This window comes from Vulcanibacillus modesticaldus (assembly GCF_001730235.1).
Lineage (GTDB): Bacteria > Bacillota > Bacilli > Tepidibacillales > Tepidibacillaceae > Vulcanibacillus > Vulcanibacillus modesticaldus.
In genome coordinates this window covers 83,740-100,197 of record NZ_MIJF01000024.1, presented here as the reverse complement: position 1 = coordinate 100,197, position 16,458 = coordinate 83,740, and the positions used below count along the sequence as shown (strand labels likewise).

The following is a 16,458-nucleotide window of genomic DNA, read 5'->3' as shown; positions in this document are numbered from 1 at the left end:
AAGGGGGCAAAAATAATATGAAGAAGTATTTACCACTTATCTTTGTTGTAGTGCTGGTAGCAGCACTTACAGGTTGTGGAGTAAGCCAAGAAACTTCGGATGGTGCAGATGACTCCGTGTTGGTATTCGGGCGTGGTTCTGATTCTGTTTCTTTGGATCCAGCTAATGTAACTGATGGTGAATCGATTAAGGTTACTAAGAACATTTTTGATACTCTATTAGATTATGCTGAGGGCAGTACTGAAGTTGTACCAGCCTTAGCAGAAAGTTGGGAGTCTTCTGATGATGGCTTAGTTTGGACTTTTTATCTACGAAAGGGAGTAAAGTTCCATGATGGCACAGATTTTAATGCTGATGCTGTAGTATTTAACTTCAATCGTTGGATGGATAAGGATAATCCTTATCATCAAGGTAATTTTCCTTATTACGGCTACATGTTTGGTGGATATAAAGGTGATGAAGGTCACGTAATTAAGGAAGTTGTTGCCAAAGATGATTATACAGTTGAAATTCGCCTTAACTTTCCACAAGGACCTTTCTTAAGTAATATTGCAATGGCACCATTTGCGATCGTTTCTCCTAAGGCTATTAAAGAATATGGAGAAAAGATTGGTGAGCATCCTGTAGGAACTGGTCCATTCGTATTTGAGGAATGGGTACGCAATGACAAGATAGTTTTAAAGAAGAATGAAAACTACTGGTTAGAAGGATATCCGAAATTAGATAAGTTAATTTTTAAATCTATACCTGACAATTCTGCGAGATTTATGGCACTTCAAAGTGGTGACGTAGATTTAATTGACGGTGTAAATCCCGATGATGTAACTTTAGCAGAAAAAAATCCAGCATTGAAGGTATGGCTACGTCCAAGTATGAATGTAGGTTATTTAGCGTTTAATACTGAAAAACCACCGTTTGATAATGTTAAAGTTCGTCAAGCATTAAGTATGGCAGTTAATAAACAAGCAATTATTGATGCCTTTTACAATGGTTTAGCAGAGCCAGCAAAAAACCCAATTCCTCCATCAATCTGGAGTTATAATGATGATATTCAGGATTATGAGTATAATTTGGATAAAGCTAGAGAGTTATTGGCTGAAGCAGGTTATCCAAATGGTTTCACAACAGATTTCTGGTATATGCCTGTTCCAAGACCATACATCCCTCAAGGTAAAAAGATTGCAGAAGCAATGCAAGCTGATTTTGAGAAAATCGGTGTAAAAACAAACTTAGTTACCGAAGAATGGGCTACATATCTAGAAAAAACAGGTAATGGTGAGCATTCAATGGCTTTCTTAGGGTGGACCGGGGATAATGGTGACCCTGATAACTTCTTATACGTGTTATTAGATAAGGATAATGCAGTTGCTCCTGATGCAGGGAATATTGCTTTCTATAAAAATGATGAACTACATGATATTTTAATCAAAGCCCAACAATCTGGTGATATAAAAGAGAGAACTAAGTTATATAGAAAAGCCCAAGAAATCATTCATGAAGATGCTCCATGGATTCCATTAGTACATTCAACACCACCACTTATCGGCAAAAAGAACATTGTCGGTTTTGTACCTCATCCAACAGGAAGTGACAAGTTTGTTAAAGTTGAATTTGGGAAGTAGGTATTAGCCTAAATGTGAAGGGTAGTGTTTATCTAACTACCCTTCTTCTTCAATCATAATGTTATACAAATAATTGGAGTTGAAAATATGCTAGCTTATACGATTAGACGTTTATTAATGTTAATACCAGTATTAATCGGAATGTCATTATTGGTTTTTTCTATCGTTCATCTGATTCCGGGTGATCCTGCAAAAACGATTTTAGGGGAGAAGGCTCCTCCAGAAGTGTTAGATAATATGAGAGAAGAATTGGGATTAAATGATCCTTTGATAGTCCAGTACAAAAATTACATGGTAGGTTTATTGACTGGTGATTTGGGTAGATCAATTAAAACTAAGGCTCCAATTTCACAAGAAATAAAACCTTATTTAGCTGCAACTATTGAACTAACATTTTTTGCAATGGTTTTTGCAATTATTATTGGTGTTAATGCGGGGATTATCGCGGCATGGAAACATAATTCTTGGTTCGATTATATTGCAATGTTAGTAGCATTGATTGGAGTTTCAATGCCGGTCTTCTGGTTAGGTTTGATGGAACAATGGATTTTTGCTCAAAAGTTAAACTGGTTACCTTCGATTGGACGGGCAAATATTCTAAATCCTATTAAGCCGATAACTAATTTTTATATAATAGATTCAATTTTAGCTGGTAATTTCACAGGGTTAAAAGAAGTTATAAAACATCTCATTTTACCTAGTATTGCATTGGGAACAATCCCAATGGCTATTATTGCTCGGATGACCCGTTCAAGTATGTTAGAAGTTATGAAATCTGATTATGTTCGTACAGCTAAAGCAAAGGGAGTTAAAGAATTTTTCTTAATATATAAGCATGCTCTTAAGAATGCTTTAATACCTGTATTGACAGTAGTTGGCTTACAAATTGGAATGTTATTAGGTGGAGCGGTATTAACAGAAACTATTTTTGCTTGGCCGGGGATTGGTAAATACCTTTATGATGCAATATCAATGCGGGATTATCCAGTTATTCAATCGGGAATTTTAGTAATAGCTACTATGTTTGTAATCATAAATTTAATTGTTGATTTACTATATTCTGCAATTGATCCAAGAATAAGATATCGTTAGGGGTAGAAAAGGATGAGTCAGTTAGAAATTAGTAATGATAATCAAGTATATGTAAATACACCAAATGATCCCTCGCCTTTATTGGAAGTTTGGCGTAGATTAAAAAAACATAAATTGGCCATGCTTGGTGGGGCTATTATCATATCCTTCATTATAATAGCACTATTTGCTCCACTTCTTACATCCTATCCATATGATGGAGCAGTACTTGAAGATCGTTTTTTACCACCACTTTCGGAGGGGCATATTTTTGGTACTGATGATTTAGGTCGAGATTTATTTTCGAGAATTGTATACGGAGCACAGATTTCTTTAAGGGTTGGTTTTTTAGCAGTAGTAGGGTCGGTTATTATAGGTACCATCCTTGGTTTGTTAGCTGGTTATTATGGAAAATGGATAGATATGTTAATATCGAGAATCTTTGATATTATGCTAGCTTTTCCAAGTATTCTATTAGCAATTGCTATAGTCACTATTTTAGGACGTTCACTGACGAATGCTTTGCTAGCAATAGCGATTGTCAACATACCAACTTATGGAAGGTTGGTTAGATCAAAGGTTTTAAGTTTGAAAGAAGAAGAATTTGTTATGGCTGCTAAAGCGTTAGGTATGAAAAATAGACGGATTATCCTTCATCATTTATTACCAAATAGCTTGACTCCAGTTATTGTGCAAGGGACATTAGGAATTGCTACGGCAATAATTGAAACTGCAGCACTAGGTTTTTTGGGATTAGGAGCTCAACCACCTACCCCAGAGTGGGGGACTATGTTAGCGGATTCTAAGGATTATATCCAATTGGCTCCATGGACCGTTGTTCTTCCAGGTATATCAATAATGCTTGTTGTACTTGGATTTAATCTATTTGGAGATGGACTTAGAGACGTCCTTGATCCCAAAATGAAACAATAAATTCCAATAAAAAAGTGTTGCATTATCAAGATCACGTTGGTATAATTATGCCTGTAACTGAATAATTAACCTCATCTCTAACTGGATGAGGTAGAGGCGCGAGCATTCAAGAGTACATTTTCCGAGAGAGGGTACTTGATGAAGAGAATGGAAAGGGAATCTCGCCGAAGTCCTTAATACAACCACTATTAAGGGCTGGGCTTGCATCGAATAGGTGTAAGACTGTCACTAGAAAATTTCCCATTTTCTAGTGGAGCACTATCTCATAGGGAAGAGAGGGTATTGTTGTTATTACGACAACAATGGGATGCTTCCTATTGTTGTTTTTTTATTGCGTTTTTTAATAACAAGCCTTCTTCTCTGGGGTAGATTTAGAAAAATATTGAGGAGGAGAAGATTATGGATTACGGATGGATATCAATTATTCCACCATTATTGACTATTGTGTTGGCAATTGTTACAAAGGAAGTGTTTTTTTCATTAGGAGTCGGTATCTTTACTGGTGCTTTAATTTTAAGTGATTATAATTTGTTTACAGCATTTGAAAAGACCTTTACCACCTTATTTGAAAATGTTGGTGATTCAACCTGGAATATTCCGATATTGGCTTTCCTACTTATCTTAGGTGGATTAACTTCTTTGATGGCTGCTTCTGGCGGAAGTCGTGCCTTTGGTAACTGGGCAACAAGTAGAGTGAAAACTAGACAAGGAGCTCAATGGTTAACCTTTATCGCAGGACTTATTATTTTTATCGATGATTACTTTAATACTTTGACTGTTGGAAATGTTAGTCGTCCAATCACAGATAGAAAAAACATTTCCCGGGCAAAACTTGCTTATATTTTAGATACCACTGCTGCTCCTGTGGTAATCTTAGCACCTTTATCTAGTTGGGGAGCTTATATCGTTTCATTAATAGGTGATAATTTATCAAAAAACGGAGTTACAATTGAACCGTTATCAGCATATGTTCAAATGATTCCTATGAATTTTTATGCTATTTTATCTTTGTTCATGGTTGCTACATTAATCATCTTAAAATTGGATTTTGGTCCTATGGACGACTTAGAACAACTAGCAATTAACACAGGAAATGTAAGTGCTGGAAATGGAAAAGTAGAAGAAGAAATTGAAGTTTTAGGAAATGGGAAGGTTTACGACTTATTACTACCAATTGTTACTTTGATCGTATCAACTGTTTTTACGATGTTATATACGGGAGGGTATTTTACAGATGGCTCTACTTTAATGACAGCCTTCCTAAATACTGACGTAGCTAACTCATTGGTATACGGAGGAATGATAACTTTAATCTTTACGGCTCTACTGTATTTGCCGAGAAAAATTGTTCCTCTAAATAAATTCATTCCAGTAACGATTAATGGTATGAAGTCAATGTTTACAGCAATTTTAATTTTGGCTTTAGCTTGGGGAATTGGTGGAATTATTTCTGAATTGGGAACAGGTGAATATTTGGCAAGTCTTATGGGAATTAATTTTCCAACTTGGACTATTCCAGCGGTACTATTTGTGATTTCTGGATTAATGGCATTTTCCACAGGCACTTCGTGGGGAACTTTTGGCATTATGCTACCTTTAGGGGCAGAGATTATGTTTGAATTAAATCCTGAGATGATACTTCCTGCTATGGCAGCTGTACTTGCTGGATCTGTATTTGGTGACCATGCTTCGCCAATCTCTGATACAACTATTCTTTCATCAGCAGGCGCTGGTGCGAATCATATAGATCACGTAAATACCCAATTGCCTTATGCTACAACTGTTGCAATAGTATCATTGTTTGGATATTTACTATTAGGATTTACAGGACAAGTATTACTTTCTTTAGGATTATCCTTAATTCTTTTAATTGCAATTTTGATTTATATAAGACAGAGAAAATCTAATAAAGAGTCCTTGATTTCAACTGAAAAAGTTGTGTATAATAATCCCAAATCAATATGATGTAATGTTGATGATAAGGAGAGTAATTAAAGGGAAAAGTAATAGCGAGTCGGGATGGTGGGAGCCGATACTTGGAACTTTAATGAAGCGCACCTTTGAAACGTTTAGCTGAACTAGTAGTAGGCTAAATCGGATGAGATCCGTTATCACTAAAAGTGGATTCATTGGCTGTGTTAGCAATCCAATGTTAGGTGTTGTGTTATGATTCCTTGGATATGCTTTGCAGTTAGATGAATCAAAAAGGGTGGTACCGCGAGATAGTAACCTCTCGTCTCTTTGAGATGGGAGGTTTTAACTTTTGATTAGGGGTGATTGTAGTCAAAATGAAGAAGTATGTTGCTAATGTTTTAATGCGTTATTTAGAAATGTCAGAAGAGGAGATATTGTCTTTATTAGAAACTCCGCCAAATCGAAGCATGGGCGATGTAGCTTTTCCTTGTTTTACGTTAGCTAAAACTTATAAAAAGGCTCCTAACTTGATTGCAAATGAACTTGCAGAAAGTGTAAATGATGAATTGGTTGAGGCAAAAGCCATTGGCCCATACTTAAATTTCTATTTTCGAAGGGATAGATATGCGGCTAACTTAGTTAAGAAGATATTAGAGAAGGCTGGAAAATATGGAGAAAATGATTTAGGAAACAATAAAACAATAGTCGTTGATTTTTCCTCCCCTAATATCGCTAAGCCATTTAGTTTACCCCATTTACGTTCTACGATGATTGGAAATGCAATTGTTAATCTACATAAGGCTTTAGGATACGATGTTGTAGGCATTAATCATCTTGGTGATTGGGGTACTCAATTTGGTAAAGAAATAGTGGCTTATAAGAAGTGGGGAAATGATGAAGAGATAAAGAAGAATCCTATTAAAGAATTAGTTAGAATCTACGTTAAATTTCATGAAGAAGCAGAAAAACATCCAGAATTAGAAGATGAGGCTAGGGTTTGGTTTAAAAAACTCGAAGATGGCGATGAAGAAGCTGTTCGTTTATGGAAATGGTTTGTTGATGAAAGTATAAAAGAATTTGAAAAAATTTATCAACTTCTGGGAGTTAAATTTGATCATTATATGGGTGAAAGTTTTTATAATGACAAAATGGAACGGGTGGTCAAAGAGTTAACCGAGAAAGGATTACTTAAAGAAAGTGAAGGAGCGTTGGTAGTTGATCTATCTGATCTTGATATGCCACCAGCAATTATTAAAAAGAAAGATGGGTCATCAATCTATGCAACCCGTGATTTGGCAGCGGCATTGTATCGTAAAGACAGGTTCGATTTTGAAAAGATGTTCTATGTTGTAGGAAATGAACAAAAATTACACTTTGAACAAGTCTTTGCTGTCCTTAAGAAGATGGACTATGATTGGGCTGAACAAATGGTCCATGTGCCTTTTGGCCTAATGTTATTTGAGAATAAAAAAATGTCCACTAGAAAAGGAACGATAGTATTATTAGAAGAAGTTTTACAAAAAAGTATCGAAATGGCGGACAGAATAATCGAGGAAAAAAATCCTAATTTAGAAAATAGAAAAGAAGTTGCCGAAGCCATTGGTGTGGGAGCGGTTATTTTTAATGACTTAAAGAATCATAGAATGCATGAAGTAAACTTTTCTTGGGAAGAAGCATTAAACTTTGAAGGTGAAACAGGACCTTATGTTCAATATACCAACGCTAGAACACAGAGTTTAATAAGGAAATCAACTTTAACAACAGAAAAATTAACAGAATTTGATGGGCAATTCATAGCCGGAGATACTGCATGGGAGCTCATCCATATGTTAGGACAGTATCCAGATGTACTTTTAAAAGCGGCTGACCGTGCAGAGCCATCAGTTGTAGCTAGATACCTACTTGATATTAGTGCCCAGTTTAACCGCTTCTATCATCAAGAAAGAATCATTACTGAAAATATCGATGAGCAAAAGGCCAAGTTAGCTCTCTCATTAGCAACATCTTATGTATTACAACATGGTTTAGGTATATTAGGGATTAATGCACCTGAGGCTATCTAAATTTTTTATTGAATCGATTTATATTTGATTGACTTTGTGATTAAGGAGCGGTTGCTCCTTATATTTTTGGTGAAAATTGTAAGAATTTTTTTTATTTTTAATCTTTTATTTGTCCATAAGATAAGTTAATATTATTAATATAAAGTAAATTTAAAATATAAAACGAGGAGGTACTCGGATGGAGAAGAAGGATCAGTGGCAATCAAGGGCAGGATTTATTCTTGCAGCAGTAGGTTCTGCCATTGGATTGGGAAATATTTGGAGATTTCCCTATGTTGCATTTGAAATGGTGGTGGCGCATTTTTAATTCCTTATTTCTTTGCATTATTTACAGCTGGTATTCCGATCTTAATTCTGGAGTTTTCGTTAGGACATAAGTTAAAAGGTTCGGCTCCATTAACTTTTAGTAAGTTAGGGAAGTACGAATGGTTTGGTTGGTGGCAGGTTGCGATTTCTTTCGTGATAACGACTTATTACTCAGTGATTATCGGTTGGTCTTTAGCTTATACTTATTTTGCGATTCCTCAAAGTTGGGGTACTGATACAGGAGACTTTTTATTTAATAAGTATTTAGGGCTATCCGATACTTGGAATGCATCTTGGTTAGGAGGCTTACAATGGAAAGTAGTACTTCCATTGTTGATCGTATGGGCGATAGTTTATGCTGTATTAGTTAGAGGAGTTAAAGAAGGAATTGAGAAGGCTAATAAAATATTTATGCCTGCTTTATTCATTTTAATTATCGTTATGGCAATTCGTGGAATAACACTAGATGGAGCTGTTGATGGATTGAATGCATTATTTACTCCTGATTGGAGTGGCATTGCAAATGCAAGTACATGGTTAGCTGCATATGGGCAGATTTTCTTTAGTTTAAGTGTAGCTTTTGCAATCATGATTACTTATTCAAGTTATCTTCCTGAAAAATCAGATATCAATAATAATGCTTTCATAACAGCCTTTGCTAATAGTGGTTTTAGTATGTTAGCAGGAATTGCAGTATTTAGTGCTTTAGGATTTATGGCAGCACAACAAGGCGTATCAGTTGATGAGGTTGCTGCTGGTGGAGTAGGACTTGCGTTTGCTGTCTTTCCTCAAATCTTAAACGAAATGCCATTAGGTAATGTTATAGGTGTTCTTTTCTTCTTATCACTTGTATTCGCTGGTTTATCTTCATTGATTTCTATCGTGGAAACATTTATCGCTGCTACAGCTGATAAATTTAATCTTGAACGTAAGAAAGCTGTTAATTGGTCTGTAGGAGTAGCGGCTGTTCTTAGTCTATTATTTGCTACAGGTTCAGGTCTATATCTATTAGATGTTGTTGACCATTTTATTAATAATTTCGGTATTGCCTTAGTCGGCTTACTAGAGGCAGTAATCATCGGTTGGGTATTAAATAATACTAGCAAGTTAAGAGAATATAATAATAAACTATCAGATTTCCGAATTGGTACTTGGTGGAATTTCTTCCTGATCGTTATCACACCATCCGTTTTAGGATATATGGCGATAAAGCAGATTTCTACAGAAGTATCTGAAAACTATGGTGGATACTCCGATGGTTTGATAGCAATAGGATGGGCAGTTGCTATTTTAGCGTTAGTAATAGGATTCTATCTCCAAAGTGTTAAAAGCGAAAATGCTGAGTTTTATAAGTTAGAAAAGGAGGACGAAGCAGCATGAATGGAAGCGCAATCGTAATGATGTTGTTTGGTTTGGGTGTGCTTTGGGGAGGATTCGCTGTTTGTGTGAGCATTGCTCAAAAGAGAGGTAAGGGAAGCTCTTCGAGTAGTAGTTTAGAGGCGTAGATAGTGTAAAAGCATATGTTTATAAAAGATGAGGGCAATTTAGCCCTCATCTTTTACTATATTGGTTTTTCTCCCATAACCTTAGATAAGGTGTAGGATCAAACGACCACTCATAACGACCATTATATTTATACATTCCGAAATGTAAATGTGGAGGAAATTTTCCTTGAGTGCCTGGAGGACCATAGCCAGAACTTCCTACATAACCGATAATATCCCCAGGTTTGACGATATCTCCTACCTTTAGCCCTTTTTTAAAACTAGACAAGTGGGCGTAATAATAGTAAATGTTATTTAATCCTCTTATACCTACTCTCCAGCCACCATACTTGTTCCATCCGAGAACTTCTACATAACCATGAGATACACTTCTAACAGGAGTGCCATAGGATGAGAAAATATCTGTTCCTTCATGTATTCTAATTCCGCCCCATCCCCTAGTATCTCCCCAGGTGCTTTGGTAAGAATAATTAAACCATCTTGGAATCGGAAAAACACGACCGGTCAGATCTAATCTGTTATAATTTTTATAAATTGCTGCCATTTCTAGGATAATCTTAGCTGACTGCTCATTATAATACTCCTTTAGGCCATTAATAATTGCCTGTTCTGTAGTACCGTAACGTAAGAGAAAGTTTGAAAAAGCAACGAGTACATCTAAGTCATCGTCACGATTTGCTTTACCATCTCCATTTCCATCGACACCAAATCCATTAAAAAATTGAATACGACCTGGATTCTGGTCATCTGGGTCAGGATGTAGCAAACCAGCCCATTTTTCCTTTGTAAAATAGATGGCGATCAAACCTTTTTTTTCGGGTATGTCTTTTCTAACTGGTTGAATACTTCGTTCAAATTGGTCGATAGCTGCAAGATAATACCAAGGAATTTGATAAATGGTCTCAATATTCTTAAATAATCCCATTCTGATTCTATAAATATTTTGTTGTTCTCCTTCTCTCGCATTGACGTTTAGCAGTGGGAAAGAAATGATAATTGTTAATATTAACAAGATAGTAAAAAAATTTTTGATTTGTCTCATTTTATCAAACTCCAAACAGTTGATTTTGTTAATATTCTAAGAAAATTGAACCTTTATTATGTATTTAGTCCATTGGTAATATTGACCGATAAAAATTATAATCATAAAATATAAATAAACATTTACAAAAAGTATAGGTGATTACATGGATATTTTTTTTAAGAAAATAAAATACGCCCTAAAGGCATTTCGGGAGTATCCAGATTTTGAAATTGAGCGAAAAATTAGTGCTATTAATTTTTTAGTACGCAATGAAAATTTGAAAACCTATTATCAGCCTATTATGGATTTAGGTACAGGAAATATTTTAGGATATGAGGCATTAAATAGACCTGAATTGGGTGCGGCTTTTAACAATGCTTCTGAATTATTTTCATTTGCTGAAAAACAAGGATTGATATATGATCTTGATCTTAAATGTAGAGAACTGTCGGTAATTAGAATTGCTAATAGCTTAAATAACCAGCTGTTATTTTTGAATGTGAATTCTAATGTGCTATTGGAAGTGTCAAAGGAAAATGATCCCTTTGCAAAAATAATTAATAAGCTTCGGATTGATAAATCCAATCTTGTCTTAGAGATTACTGAGCGAGAAGCGATAAAGGATTTTAACTTATTTAATAAAGTTTTAGACCAATATCGTGAAGAGGGCTTTAAAGTTGCAGTAGATGACCTAGGAGCGGGTTATTCAAGCTTACAGACCATTGCAGAATTAAAACCAGATTTTATCAAATTGGATATGTCGTTGGTACACGACATTCATAAAATTGATTATAAATTGCTTCTTGTAGAAACATTGGTAGAATTTGCTAAAAAGTCAAAATCGTTATTGATTGCCGAGGGGATTGAACAGAGCGAAGAATTTGAAGTATTAACACAGTTAGGAGTTCCCTTTGGGCAAGGTTATTATATTGAAAAACCAAAATATTATATCGAATTGGCATCATAGGAGTTATTGAGATGAAAATCGCCTTGATGTTATATGATCGAGTCTTTTCTCCTGAAGATGTTCACAATTTGCTATATTCACAATTTGATGATGAAATTGATGATAATTATTTGACGACTTCGATAACTGAAGTTTTTAGGAGATTAGGAATAGAGAAGGTATATTTGCCATTTTTATATCTTAATCCCCAAGATTTAAGTCGGATTTCTGAATCATTACTACATGGAATTCCATTAAAAATAAATAACAATATTGATCCCGGTTTTACTGAAGAAACGGTTAAATGGTTAAGAGAAAACCTGATTTTTGAAGCGTTAGAATGCCATCCTGTTTACTTTTCTGAAAAAATCGTAGGGGATGGAATCGAATTCTGGATTTTTGAAAAATCATCTGAGCAAGATTTTATTAAAGGAAGAAATTCTTTTGAACACCTTGATCATAAGATGGTAAAAATTGAAATTTCTTTAGATGATATGAATCCTGAGTTTTATGGGTATATTTTTGAAAGATTATTAGAGATTGGGGTAAATGATGTATACATAGCTCAGGTTATAATGAAGAAAAACAGACCAGGTCAGGTTTTAAATATTCTTTGCCAAGAAGAAATAAAAGATTTGGTTATATCGTTTTTATTCAAGGAAACAACAACGTTTGGCGTTCGCTTTACTCCATATGTGGTACATCGGCTTGAAAGAGAGTTTATTACTGTAGAAACAAGATGGGGACCAATGCAAATAAAAATCGGGAGACATCAAGGAGAAATTCTTCAGTTGTCCCCCGAGTATGATCAATGTTTAATGGTAGCGAGAAAATATCAAGTGCCGATAAAGACTGTTTATGATCATGTAAAAGAAAAAGGTTATCAATGGTTATTGGAACATAATAAAGAAGCTGACTAAGCGCCAGCTTCCTTTTTTAGTATTTAAGAAATTAACGCTTTTTATTTTTATAGGTAAATTAATAGTTGTATTTTGTAACGTGCTCACCTTGTCCGTTCCCACTCCCAAAAGCCGCACTTATACAAAATACAAGCCTTAATCATAGGTGCGTTAGCATAGATATTCACCATAATTATCATTTGGAGGCATGGGAATGAATTTCTGATGTTAATTTTTGATGATCATGAATATGAAAATATGGTTCACTCAAATACAATTCATTAACGGTACCCACCACTGCTCTAAGAACATTTGGCCGATCATCAAAATCCTTTGTCCCAGCTCCATAACCAATAGCTTCAACTCTCATTGAAGGATATCCCTCAAAACCATTACCCAATGCGGCAACAATTCCAGCGCCAGTAGGAGTCGTCATTTCTGAATGAATTTTGGTAGAACGTATTGGCAAACCCTTGATAATTTCTAAAGTAGCTGGTGTCGGAATTGGATAAATCCCATGGGCAATCTTTATTTGGCCAATTCCAAGTGGTATTGGAGATGTATAAATACCCTCAATTTGTAACTCTTCTAAGGCAATACTAACTCCAATAATATCAACTAACGAATCAATTGCTCCAACTTCATGAAAATGAACTTTTTCTAAGGGCATATTATGAATCTTAGCTTCAGCTATTCCGATTTTTTCAAAAATCTTTTTAGCTCTTGTCTTTACACCTTCAGAAAGAGTAGACTCTTCGATCATTTTGATAATTGAACTATAATCACGATGATGGATAATTTCGGTATTAGGATCTAAAACAACATCAATTTTTGTGGCAGCTAAGCCTTTTTTGACAACCTTGTAAGTTTGAATTTGAAATGGTTCAATCGGTAGTTTATTTAATTCTTGTTCTATCTTTTCTAGATTTGCTCCAGCATCAACTAAAGCAGCTAAGGTCATATCACCACTTATTCCTGAAAAACAATCAAAATATACTACTCTCATAGTTTATTCTTCTCCTTTACAGTTGGGTTCATCAACTTATTAATCAATCCGGCTTGGTAACCTGCACCAAATCCATTATCAATATTAACAACTGAAATGCCATTTGCACACGAATTTAACATTCCTAGTAAGGCTGACAAACCTTTAAAGTTAGCCCCATATCCCACACTAGTAGGTACAGCAATAACTGGTTTATCTACTAGTCCAGCAATTACGCTGGGAAGAGCTCCTTCCATTCCAGCAACAACGATAATGACGTTTGCATTTTTGATCAAATTAATTTTATCAATCAGTCGATGAAGGCCCGCAACTCCCACATCACATATTAGCTCAGCAATACTTCCCATGGCTTGTACCGTAGTAACAGCTTCTTCAGCAACTGGCAAATCAGATGTACCAGCACATACAACAGCAATATAACCCGTGTGAATAGGTTCAGGATTTTTTTTCCAGAGAAGAGTCCGGGCAGTTTTATTGTAATGAACCTTTGGTAAACGTTTTAAAACTTGATAACCCATCTCTTCTGTGACCCGAGTAGCAAGAACTGTAGAATTTTTTTTAGATAAGGATTCAAAGATTTTAACTACTTGTTCAGTGGTTTTACCTTCGCCATAAATAACTTCAGGGAATCCTGTTCTTTTGGCACGGTGTATATCAAGATTGGCAAAGCCTAAATCTTCATAGGTTTTCAGTTTTTTTTTTGCTTCTTTTATAGTAAGACTGCCATTTTGAACTCCTTCTAAGATAATAGATAGGTGGTCTGTCGTACCCATACTAATCATTCCTTTTTAAGAATTATAAATGCTGATTTAATAATGTTAAAAATAGTCCGACATCGGTTACTAGTCCCTTTGCCTGTGCAGAACCACGGTCAACTAATTTAGATACTACCGCTGGATTAATATCGACACAAACTGTTTTAACCCAGCTTGGAAGCATATTACCTGTTCCAATAGAATGGAGCATAGTAGACAGCATAATCACCATATCAGCATCCTTAATCATCTCAGCATAAGCGGCTTGAGCTTCGATTAAGTCCATTATCGTATCAGGTAGTGGTCCATCATCTCTTATTGATCCGGCCAATACAAAAGGAACATTATTTTTTACTAACTCATACATAATTCCACTATTTATGGTTCCATCTTCAACAGCTTCTCGGATACTACCAGATTTATTCACTGCATTTATGGCTCTCATATGGTGACTATGCCCACCTTTAATTACCTTTCCTGTATCTAAATCAACTCCTAAAGAAGTTCCGAATAAATCCCGTTCAATATCATGGACAGCTAAAGCGTTTCCAGAAAGCAAACCAGAAATATATCCCTTTCTTATGATGTCTTGGAAGGCGTCCATTCCTCCTGTATGTATTACTACTGGTCCTGCAACAACGATAATTTTACCGCTTCTATTCCTGATCTCTTTGATTTCTCTTGCAAGCTCTTTAACAGCTAATTCAACGCGGCGTTCCGAACTAACGTCATTGACCATGAAAGCAAATTCATGTTCATCAGATTCAAATTTATCATTTAGAATACGAACCCCTTTAGATCCACATACGACGAGATCGCCTTTTTTAACATCACGTAATTTAGTGGCGAATACTTGCTCATCCTTTATGACTAGGACTGCATCCATGCGAATATTTTGAGCTCTTACCCATTTACCATTCAAATAGACTTCAGTTGGATGATTGGTAGTTGAATAAAAATCATCTGGTACAGTCTTATCTTTCAAACTTGGCTTTAGAGTTGGTTCTTCCAAGATATTAGGTATATCTATACCTAACTTTCTCAAATCATCAATAACTGATTGGAAACTAGCATCTTCAACGTCGATTATAACTTTGGCAGTGGAATCTTTTTCAGGACTCTCTCCGACATTAATTTCGAGGATGCGATACTTACCATGATATTTTCTTACCGTAGTATCGATGACTTTAAGGATGTTTTCTTTTATTAAATTGCCTCTTAGCTCAATCACCTGTTCCATTATGTTTCCTCCAATCTATTATGGTTCTTGCTATAAGTATATACATAACAAAGAGTTCCAATCAATTGATTTTAAATGATCAGGATTTATGTAAATAAGAATCATTACGATTTACATTTTGATATCTACCGATGTATAATAAGGATGTTTAAAAAAATAATAAAGAAATAATTAACTGTCGGAGGAAATATGATGAATTGGAAGAGGTTTTTACATAGATCTTCAATGATTATTTTATTGATAATTTTGGGTTTAACATTCACATTATCCGGTTGTAGTAAATCAGATGTGCAAAATCAAGAAATTATGCAGAATAACAAAGCTAAAATTAATATTAAGACCACAGCATATGTATTGGCTGATTTGAGCAAGAGAATTGGCGGAGATTATGTAGATGTAATTAATTTAATCCCTTCAGGAATTAGCCCCCATGATTATGAACCTACGATTAAGGATATGACGGGGATTATGAAAGGGGATATATTTCTATATAATGGTGCTGGATTAGAAGTATGGATAGAAAAAGTGATTTTGAATTTGGAAGGAACAGGAGTTAAAGTTGTAAATGCTAGTCGAAATGTTGATTTTTTAGAAGTCGTAGACGACGAGCGTAGTGAAAAAGGGGAAGAAGATTATCGATATGCGGTAGATCCTCACGTATGGCTTAATCCACTGAATGCACTAATGCAAGCCGAGGAAATCAAAAATACTCTAAAGGAGATAGATGCTAATAATGCTGAAATATATGAAGCTAATTTTCAAAAATTAAAAAAAGAGATAATTGATTTGGATAGGGAATATATTGAACAATTAAAAGATGTTAAACGGAGAGATTTTTTTGTTTCACACGCGGCTTTTGGATATTTGGCAAAAAGGTATGATTTAGAACAACATTCTATAAGCGGGATAGTACCAGAAGATGAACCAAGTCCAACAGAGTTAGCTGAGATAATAAAAAGCGCAAAGGAACTGGATATTAATTATATTTTAGTAGACCCGAAAGATTTTACTAAGATTTCAGAGGTTTTAGCAGATGAGATTGGAGCAAAAATTGAATATATTTATACGATTGGAAGTTTAAGCGAAAATGAGTTACAAACGGGACTTGATTATATAAAACTGATGAGAAAAAATTTAGAAGTTTTAAAGAAGGCTTTAAATGAATAGTGGTGAC

At 35.1% G+C, this 16,458-nt stretch carries 13 protein-coding genes, 1 pseudogene, 1 riboswitch and 1 other annotated feature; of the genes and pseudogenes, 10 read left to right on the top strand and 4 right to left on the bottom strand.

Annotated elements, in window-relative coordinates:
• The first annotated feature begins 17 nt into the window (after window positions 1-17).
• The 7 genes and pseudogenes from BHF71_RS06120 (at window position 18) to BHF71_RS11835 (ending at window position 9,414) form a co-directional block, all read left to right on the top strand.
• Window positions 18-1,622, top strand: coding sequence for an ABC transporter substrate-binding protein (locus BHF71_RS06120; RefSeq protein ID WP_069656780.1), 1,605 nt, complete (start codon window positions 18-20; stop codon window positions 1,620-1,622).
• A gap of 87 nt (window positions 1,623-1,709) precedes the next feature.
• Window positions 1,710-2,714 (top strand): ABC transporter permease, encoded by a 1,005-nt coding sequence (locus BHF71_RS06115; RefSeq protein WP_069656779.1) that lies wholly within the window; start codon window positions 1,710-1,712, stop codon window positions 2,712-2,714.
• A 12-nt stretch (window positions 2,715-2,726) separates the two neighbouring features.
• Window positions 2,727-3,626, top strand: coding sequence for an ABC transporter permease (locus BHF71_RS06110; protein WP_069656778.1), 900 nt, complete (start codon window positions 2,727-2,729; stop codon window positions 3,624-3,626).
• Window positions 3,627-3,709: 83 nt separating this feature from the next.
• A riboswitch (Lysine riboswitch) is annotated at window positions 3,710-3,895 on the top strand.
• Between the two features lie 130 nt (window positions 3,896-4,025).
• Window positions 4,026-5,591: a Na+/H+ antiporter NhaC family protein gene (locus tag BHF71_RS06105; protein WP_069656777.1), complete on the top strand. Its 1,566-nt coding sequence runs from the start codon at window positions 4,026-4,028 to the stop codon at window positions 5,589-5,591.
• A 1-nt stretch (window position 5,592) separates the two neighbouring features.
• Window positions 5,593-5,870: a binding site (T-box leader), on the top strand.
• A 44-nt stretch (window positions 5,871-5,914) separates the two neighbouring features.
• The gene (argS, locus tag BHF71_RS06100) at window positions 5,915-7,603 is read left to right on the top strand and encodes an arginine--tRNA ligase (protein WP_069656776.1); all 1,689 of its coding nucleotides are present in this window, start codon (window positions 5,915-5,917) and stop codon (window positions 7,601-7,603) included.
• Between the two features lie 178 nt (window positions 7,604-7,781).
• Window positions 7,782-9,289 (top strand): annotated as a pseudogene (locus BHF71_RS06095) (sodium-dependent transporter).
• Entirely contained in the window at window positions 9,286-9,414 is a 129-nt protein-coding gene (locus BHF71_RS11835) for a MetS family NSS transporter small subunit (RefSeq protein WP_141705340.1), read from the top strand. The pseudogene BHF71_RS06095 and the gene BHF71_RS11835 overlap by 4 nt, the downstream one beginning before the upstream one ends.
• Window positions 9,415-9,460: 46 nt before the next feature.
• Here BHF71_RS11835 and BHF71_RS06090 read toward each other — a convergent pair whose 3' ends face one another.
• Complete coding sequence (locus BHF71_RS06090; protein ID WP_141705339.1) at window positions 9,461-10,456, bottom strand: M23 family metallopeptidase; 996 nt, start codon at window positions 10,454-10,456, stop codon at window positions 9,461-9,463.
• A 145-nt stretch (window positions 10,457-10,601) separates the two neighbouring features.
• Between BHF71_RS06090 and BHF71_RS06085 the strand changes: the two genes are divergently transcribed.
• Window positions 10,602-11,405 (top strand): EAL domain-containing protein, encoded by an 804-nt coding sequence (locus BHF71_RS06085; RefSeq protein WP_069656775.1) that lies wholly within the window; start codon window positions 10,602-10,604, stop codon window positions 11,403-11,405.
• An 11-nt stretch (window positions 11,406-11,416) separates the two neighbouring features.
• Window positions 11,417-12,304 carry a nickel pincer cofactor biosynthesis protein LarC2 gene (gene larC2 / locus BHF71_RS12310; protein ID WP_245683831.1) on the top strand — a complete coding sequence of 296 codons (888 nt, stop codon included), beginning with the start codon at window positions 11,417-11,419 and terminating at the stop codon, window positions 12,302-12,304.
• A 175-nt stretch (window positions 12,305-12,479) separates the two neighbouring features.
• Here the strand turns inward: larC2 and larC are convergent, their stop codons facing one another.
• The 3 genes from larC to BHF71_RS06065 are packed head-to-tail and all read right to left on the bottom strand — an operon-like array spanning window position 12,480 to window position 15,284.
• Entirely contained in the window at window positions 12,480-13,289 is an 810-nt protein-coding gene (gene larC / locus BHF71_RS06075; RefSeq protein ID WP_069656774.1) for a nickel pincer cofactor biosynthesis protein LarC, read from the bottom strand.
• Window positions 13,286-14,062: a nickel pincer cofactor biosynthesis protein LarB gene (gene larB, locus BHF71_RS06070; protein WP_069656773.1), complete on the bottom strand. Its 777-nt coding sequence runs from the start codon at window positions 14,060-14,062 to the stop codon at window positions 13,286-13,288. The genes larC and larB overlap by 4 nt, the downstream gene beginning before the upstream one ends.
• A gap of 22 nt (window positions 14,063-14,084) precedes the next feature.
• Complete coding sequence (locus tag BHF71_RS06065; RefSeq protein ID WP_069656772.1) at window positions 14,085-15,284, bottom strand: ornithine cyclodeaminase, nickel-pincer nucleotide-dependent; 1,200 nt, start codon at window positions 15,282-15,284, stop codon at window positions 14,085-14,087.
• A gap of 192 nt (window positions 15,285-15,476) precedes the next feature.
• On the opposite strand from BHF71_RS06065, the gene BHF71_RS06060 reads away from it, so the two are divergent.
• Complete coding sequence (locus BHF71_RS06060; protein ID WP_176717318.1) at window positions 15,477-16,451, top strand: metal ABC transporter solute-binding protein, Zn/Mn family; 975 nt, start codon at window positions 15,477-15,479, stop codon at window positions 16,449-16,451.
• The last annotated feature ends 7 nt before the right edge of the window (window positions 16,452-16,458 follow it).

Coding starts and splice junctions, on each gene's coding strand:
- BHF71_RS06120 (WP_069656780.1), top strand. CDS start 18: ATGAAGAAGTATTTACCACTTATCTTTGTTGTAGTGCTGGTAGCAGCA.
- BHF71_RS06115 (WP_069656779.1), top strand. CDS start 1,710: ATGCTAGCTTATACGATTAGACGTTTATTAATGTTAATACCAGTATTA.
- BHF71_RS06110 (WP_069656778.1), top strand. CDS start 2,727: ATGAGTCAGTTAGAAATTAGTAATGATAATCAAGTATATGTAAATACA.
- BHF71_RS06105 (WP_069656777.1), top strand. CDS start 4,026: ATGGATTACGGATGGATATCAATTATTCCACCATTATTGACTATTGTG.
- argS (WP_069656776.1), top strand. CDS start 5,915: ATGAAGAAGTATGTTGCTAATGTTTTAATGCGTTATTTAGAAATGTCA.
- BHF71_RS11835 (WP_141705340.1), top strand. CDS start 9,286: ATGAATGGAAGCGCAATCGTAATGATGTTGTTTGGTTTGGGTGTGCTT.
- BHF71_RS06090 (WP_141705339.1), bottom strand. CDS start 10,456: ATGAGACAAATCAAAAATTTTTTTACTATCTTGTTAATATTAACAATT.
- BHF71_RS06085 (WP_069656775.1), top strand. CDS start 10,602: ATGGATATTTTTTTTAAGAAAATAAAATACGCCCTAAAGGCATTTCGG.
- larC2 (WP_245683831.1), top strand. CDS start 11,417: ATGAAAATCGCCTTGATGTTATATGATCGAGTCTTTTCTCCTGAAGAT.
- larC (WP_069656774.1), bottom strand. CDS start 13,289: ATGAGAGTAGTATATTTTGATTGTTTTTCAGGAATAAGTGGTGATATG.
- larB (WP_069656773.1), bottom strand. CDS start 14,062: ATGGGTACGACAGACCACCTATCTATTATCTTAGAAGGAGTTCAAAAT.
- BHF71_RS06065 (WP_069656772.1), bottom strand. CDS start 15,284: ATGGAACAGGTGATTGAGCTAAGAGGCAATTTAATAAAAGAAAACATC.
- BHF71_RS06060 (WP_176717318.1), top strand. CDS start 15,477: ATGAATTGGAAGAGGTTTTTACATAGATCTTCAATGATTATTTTATTG.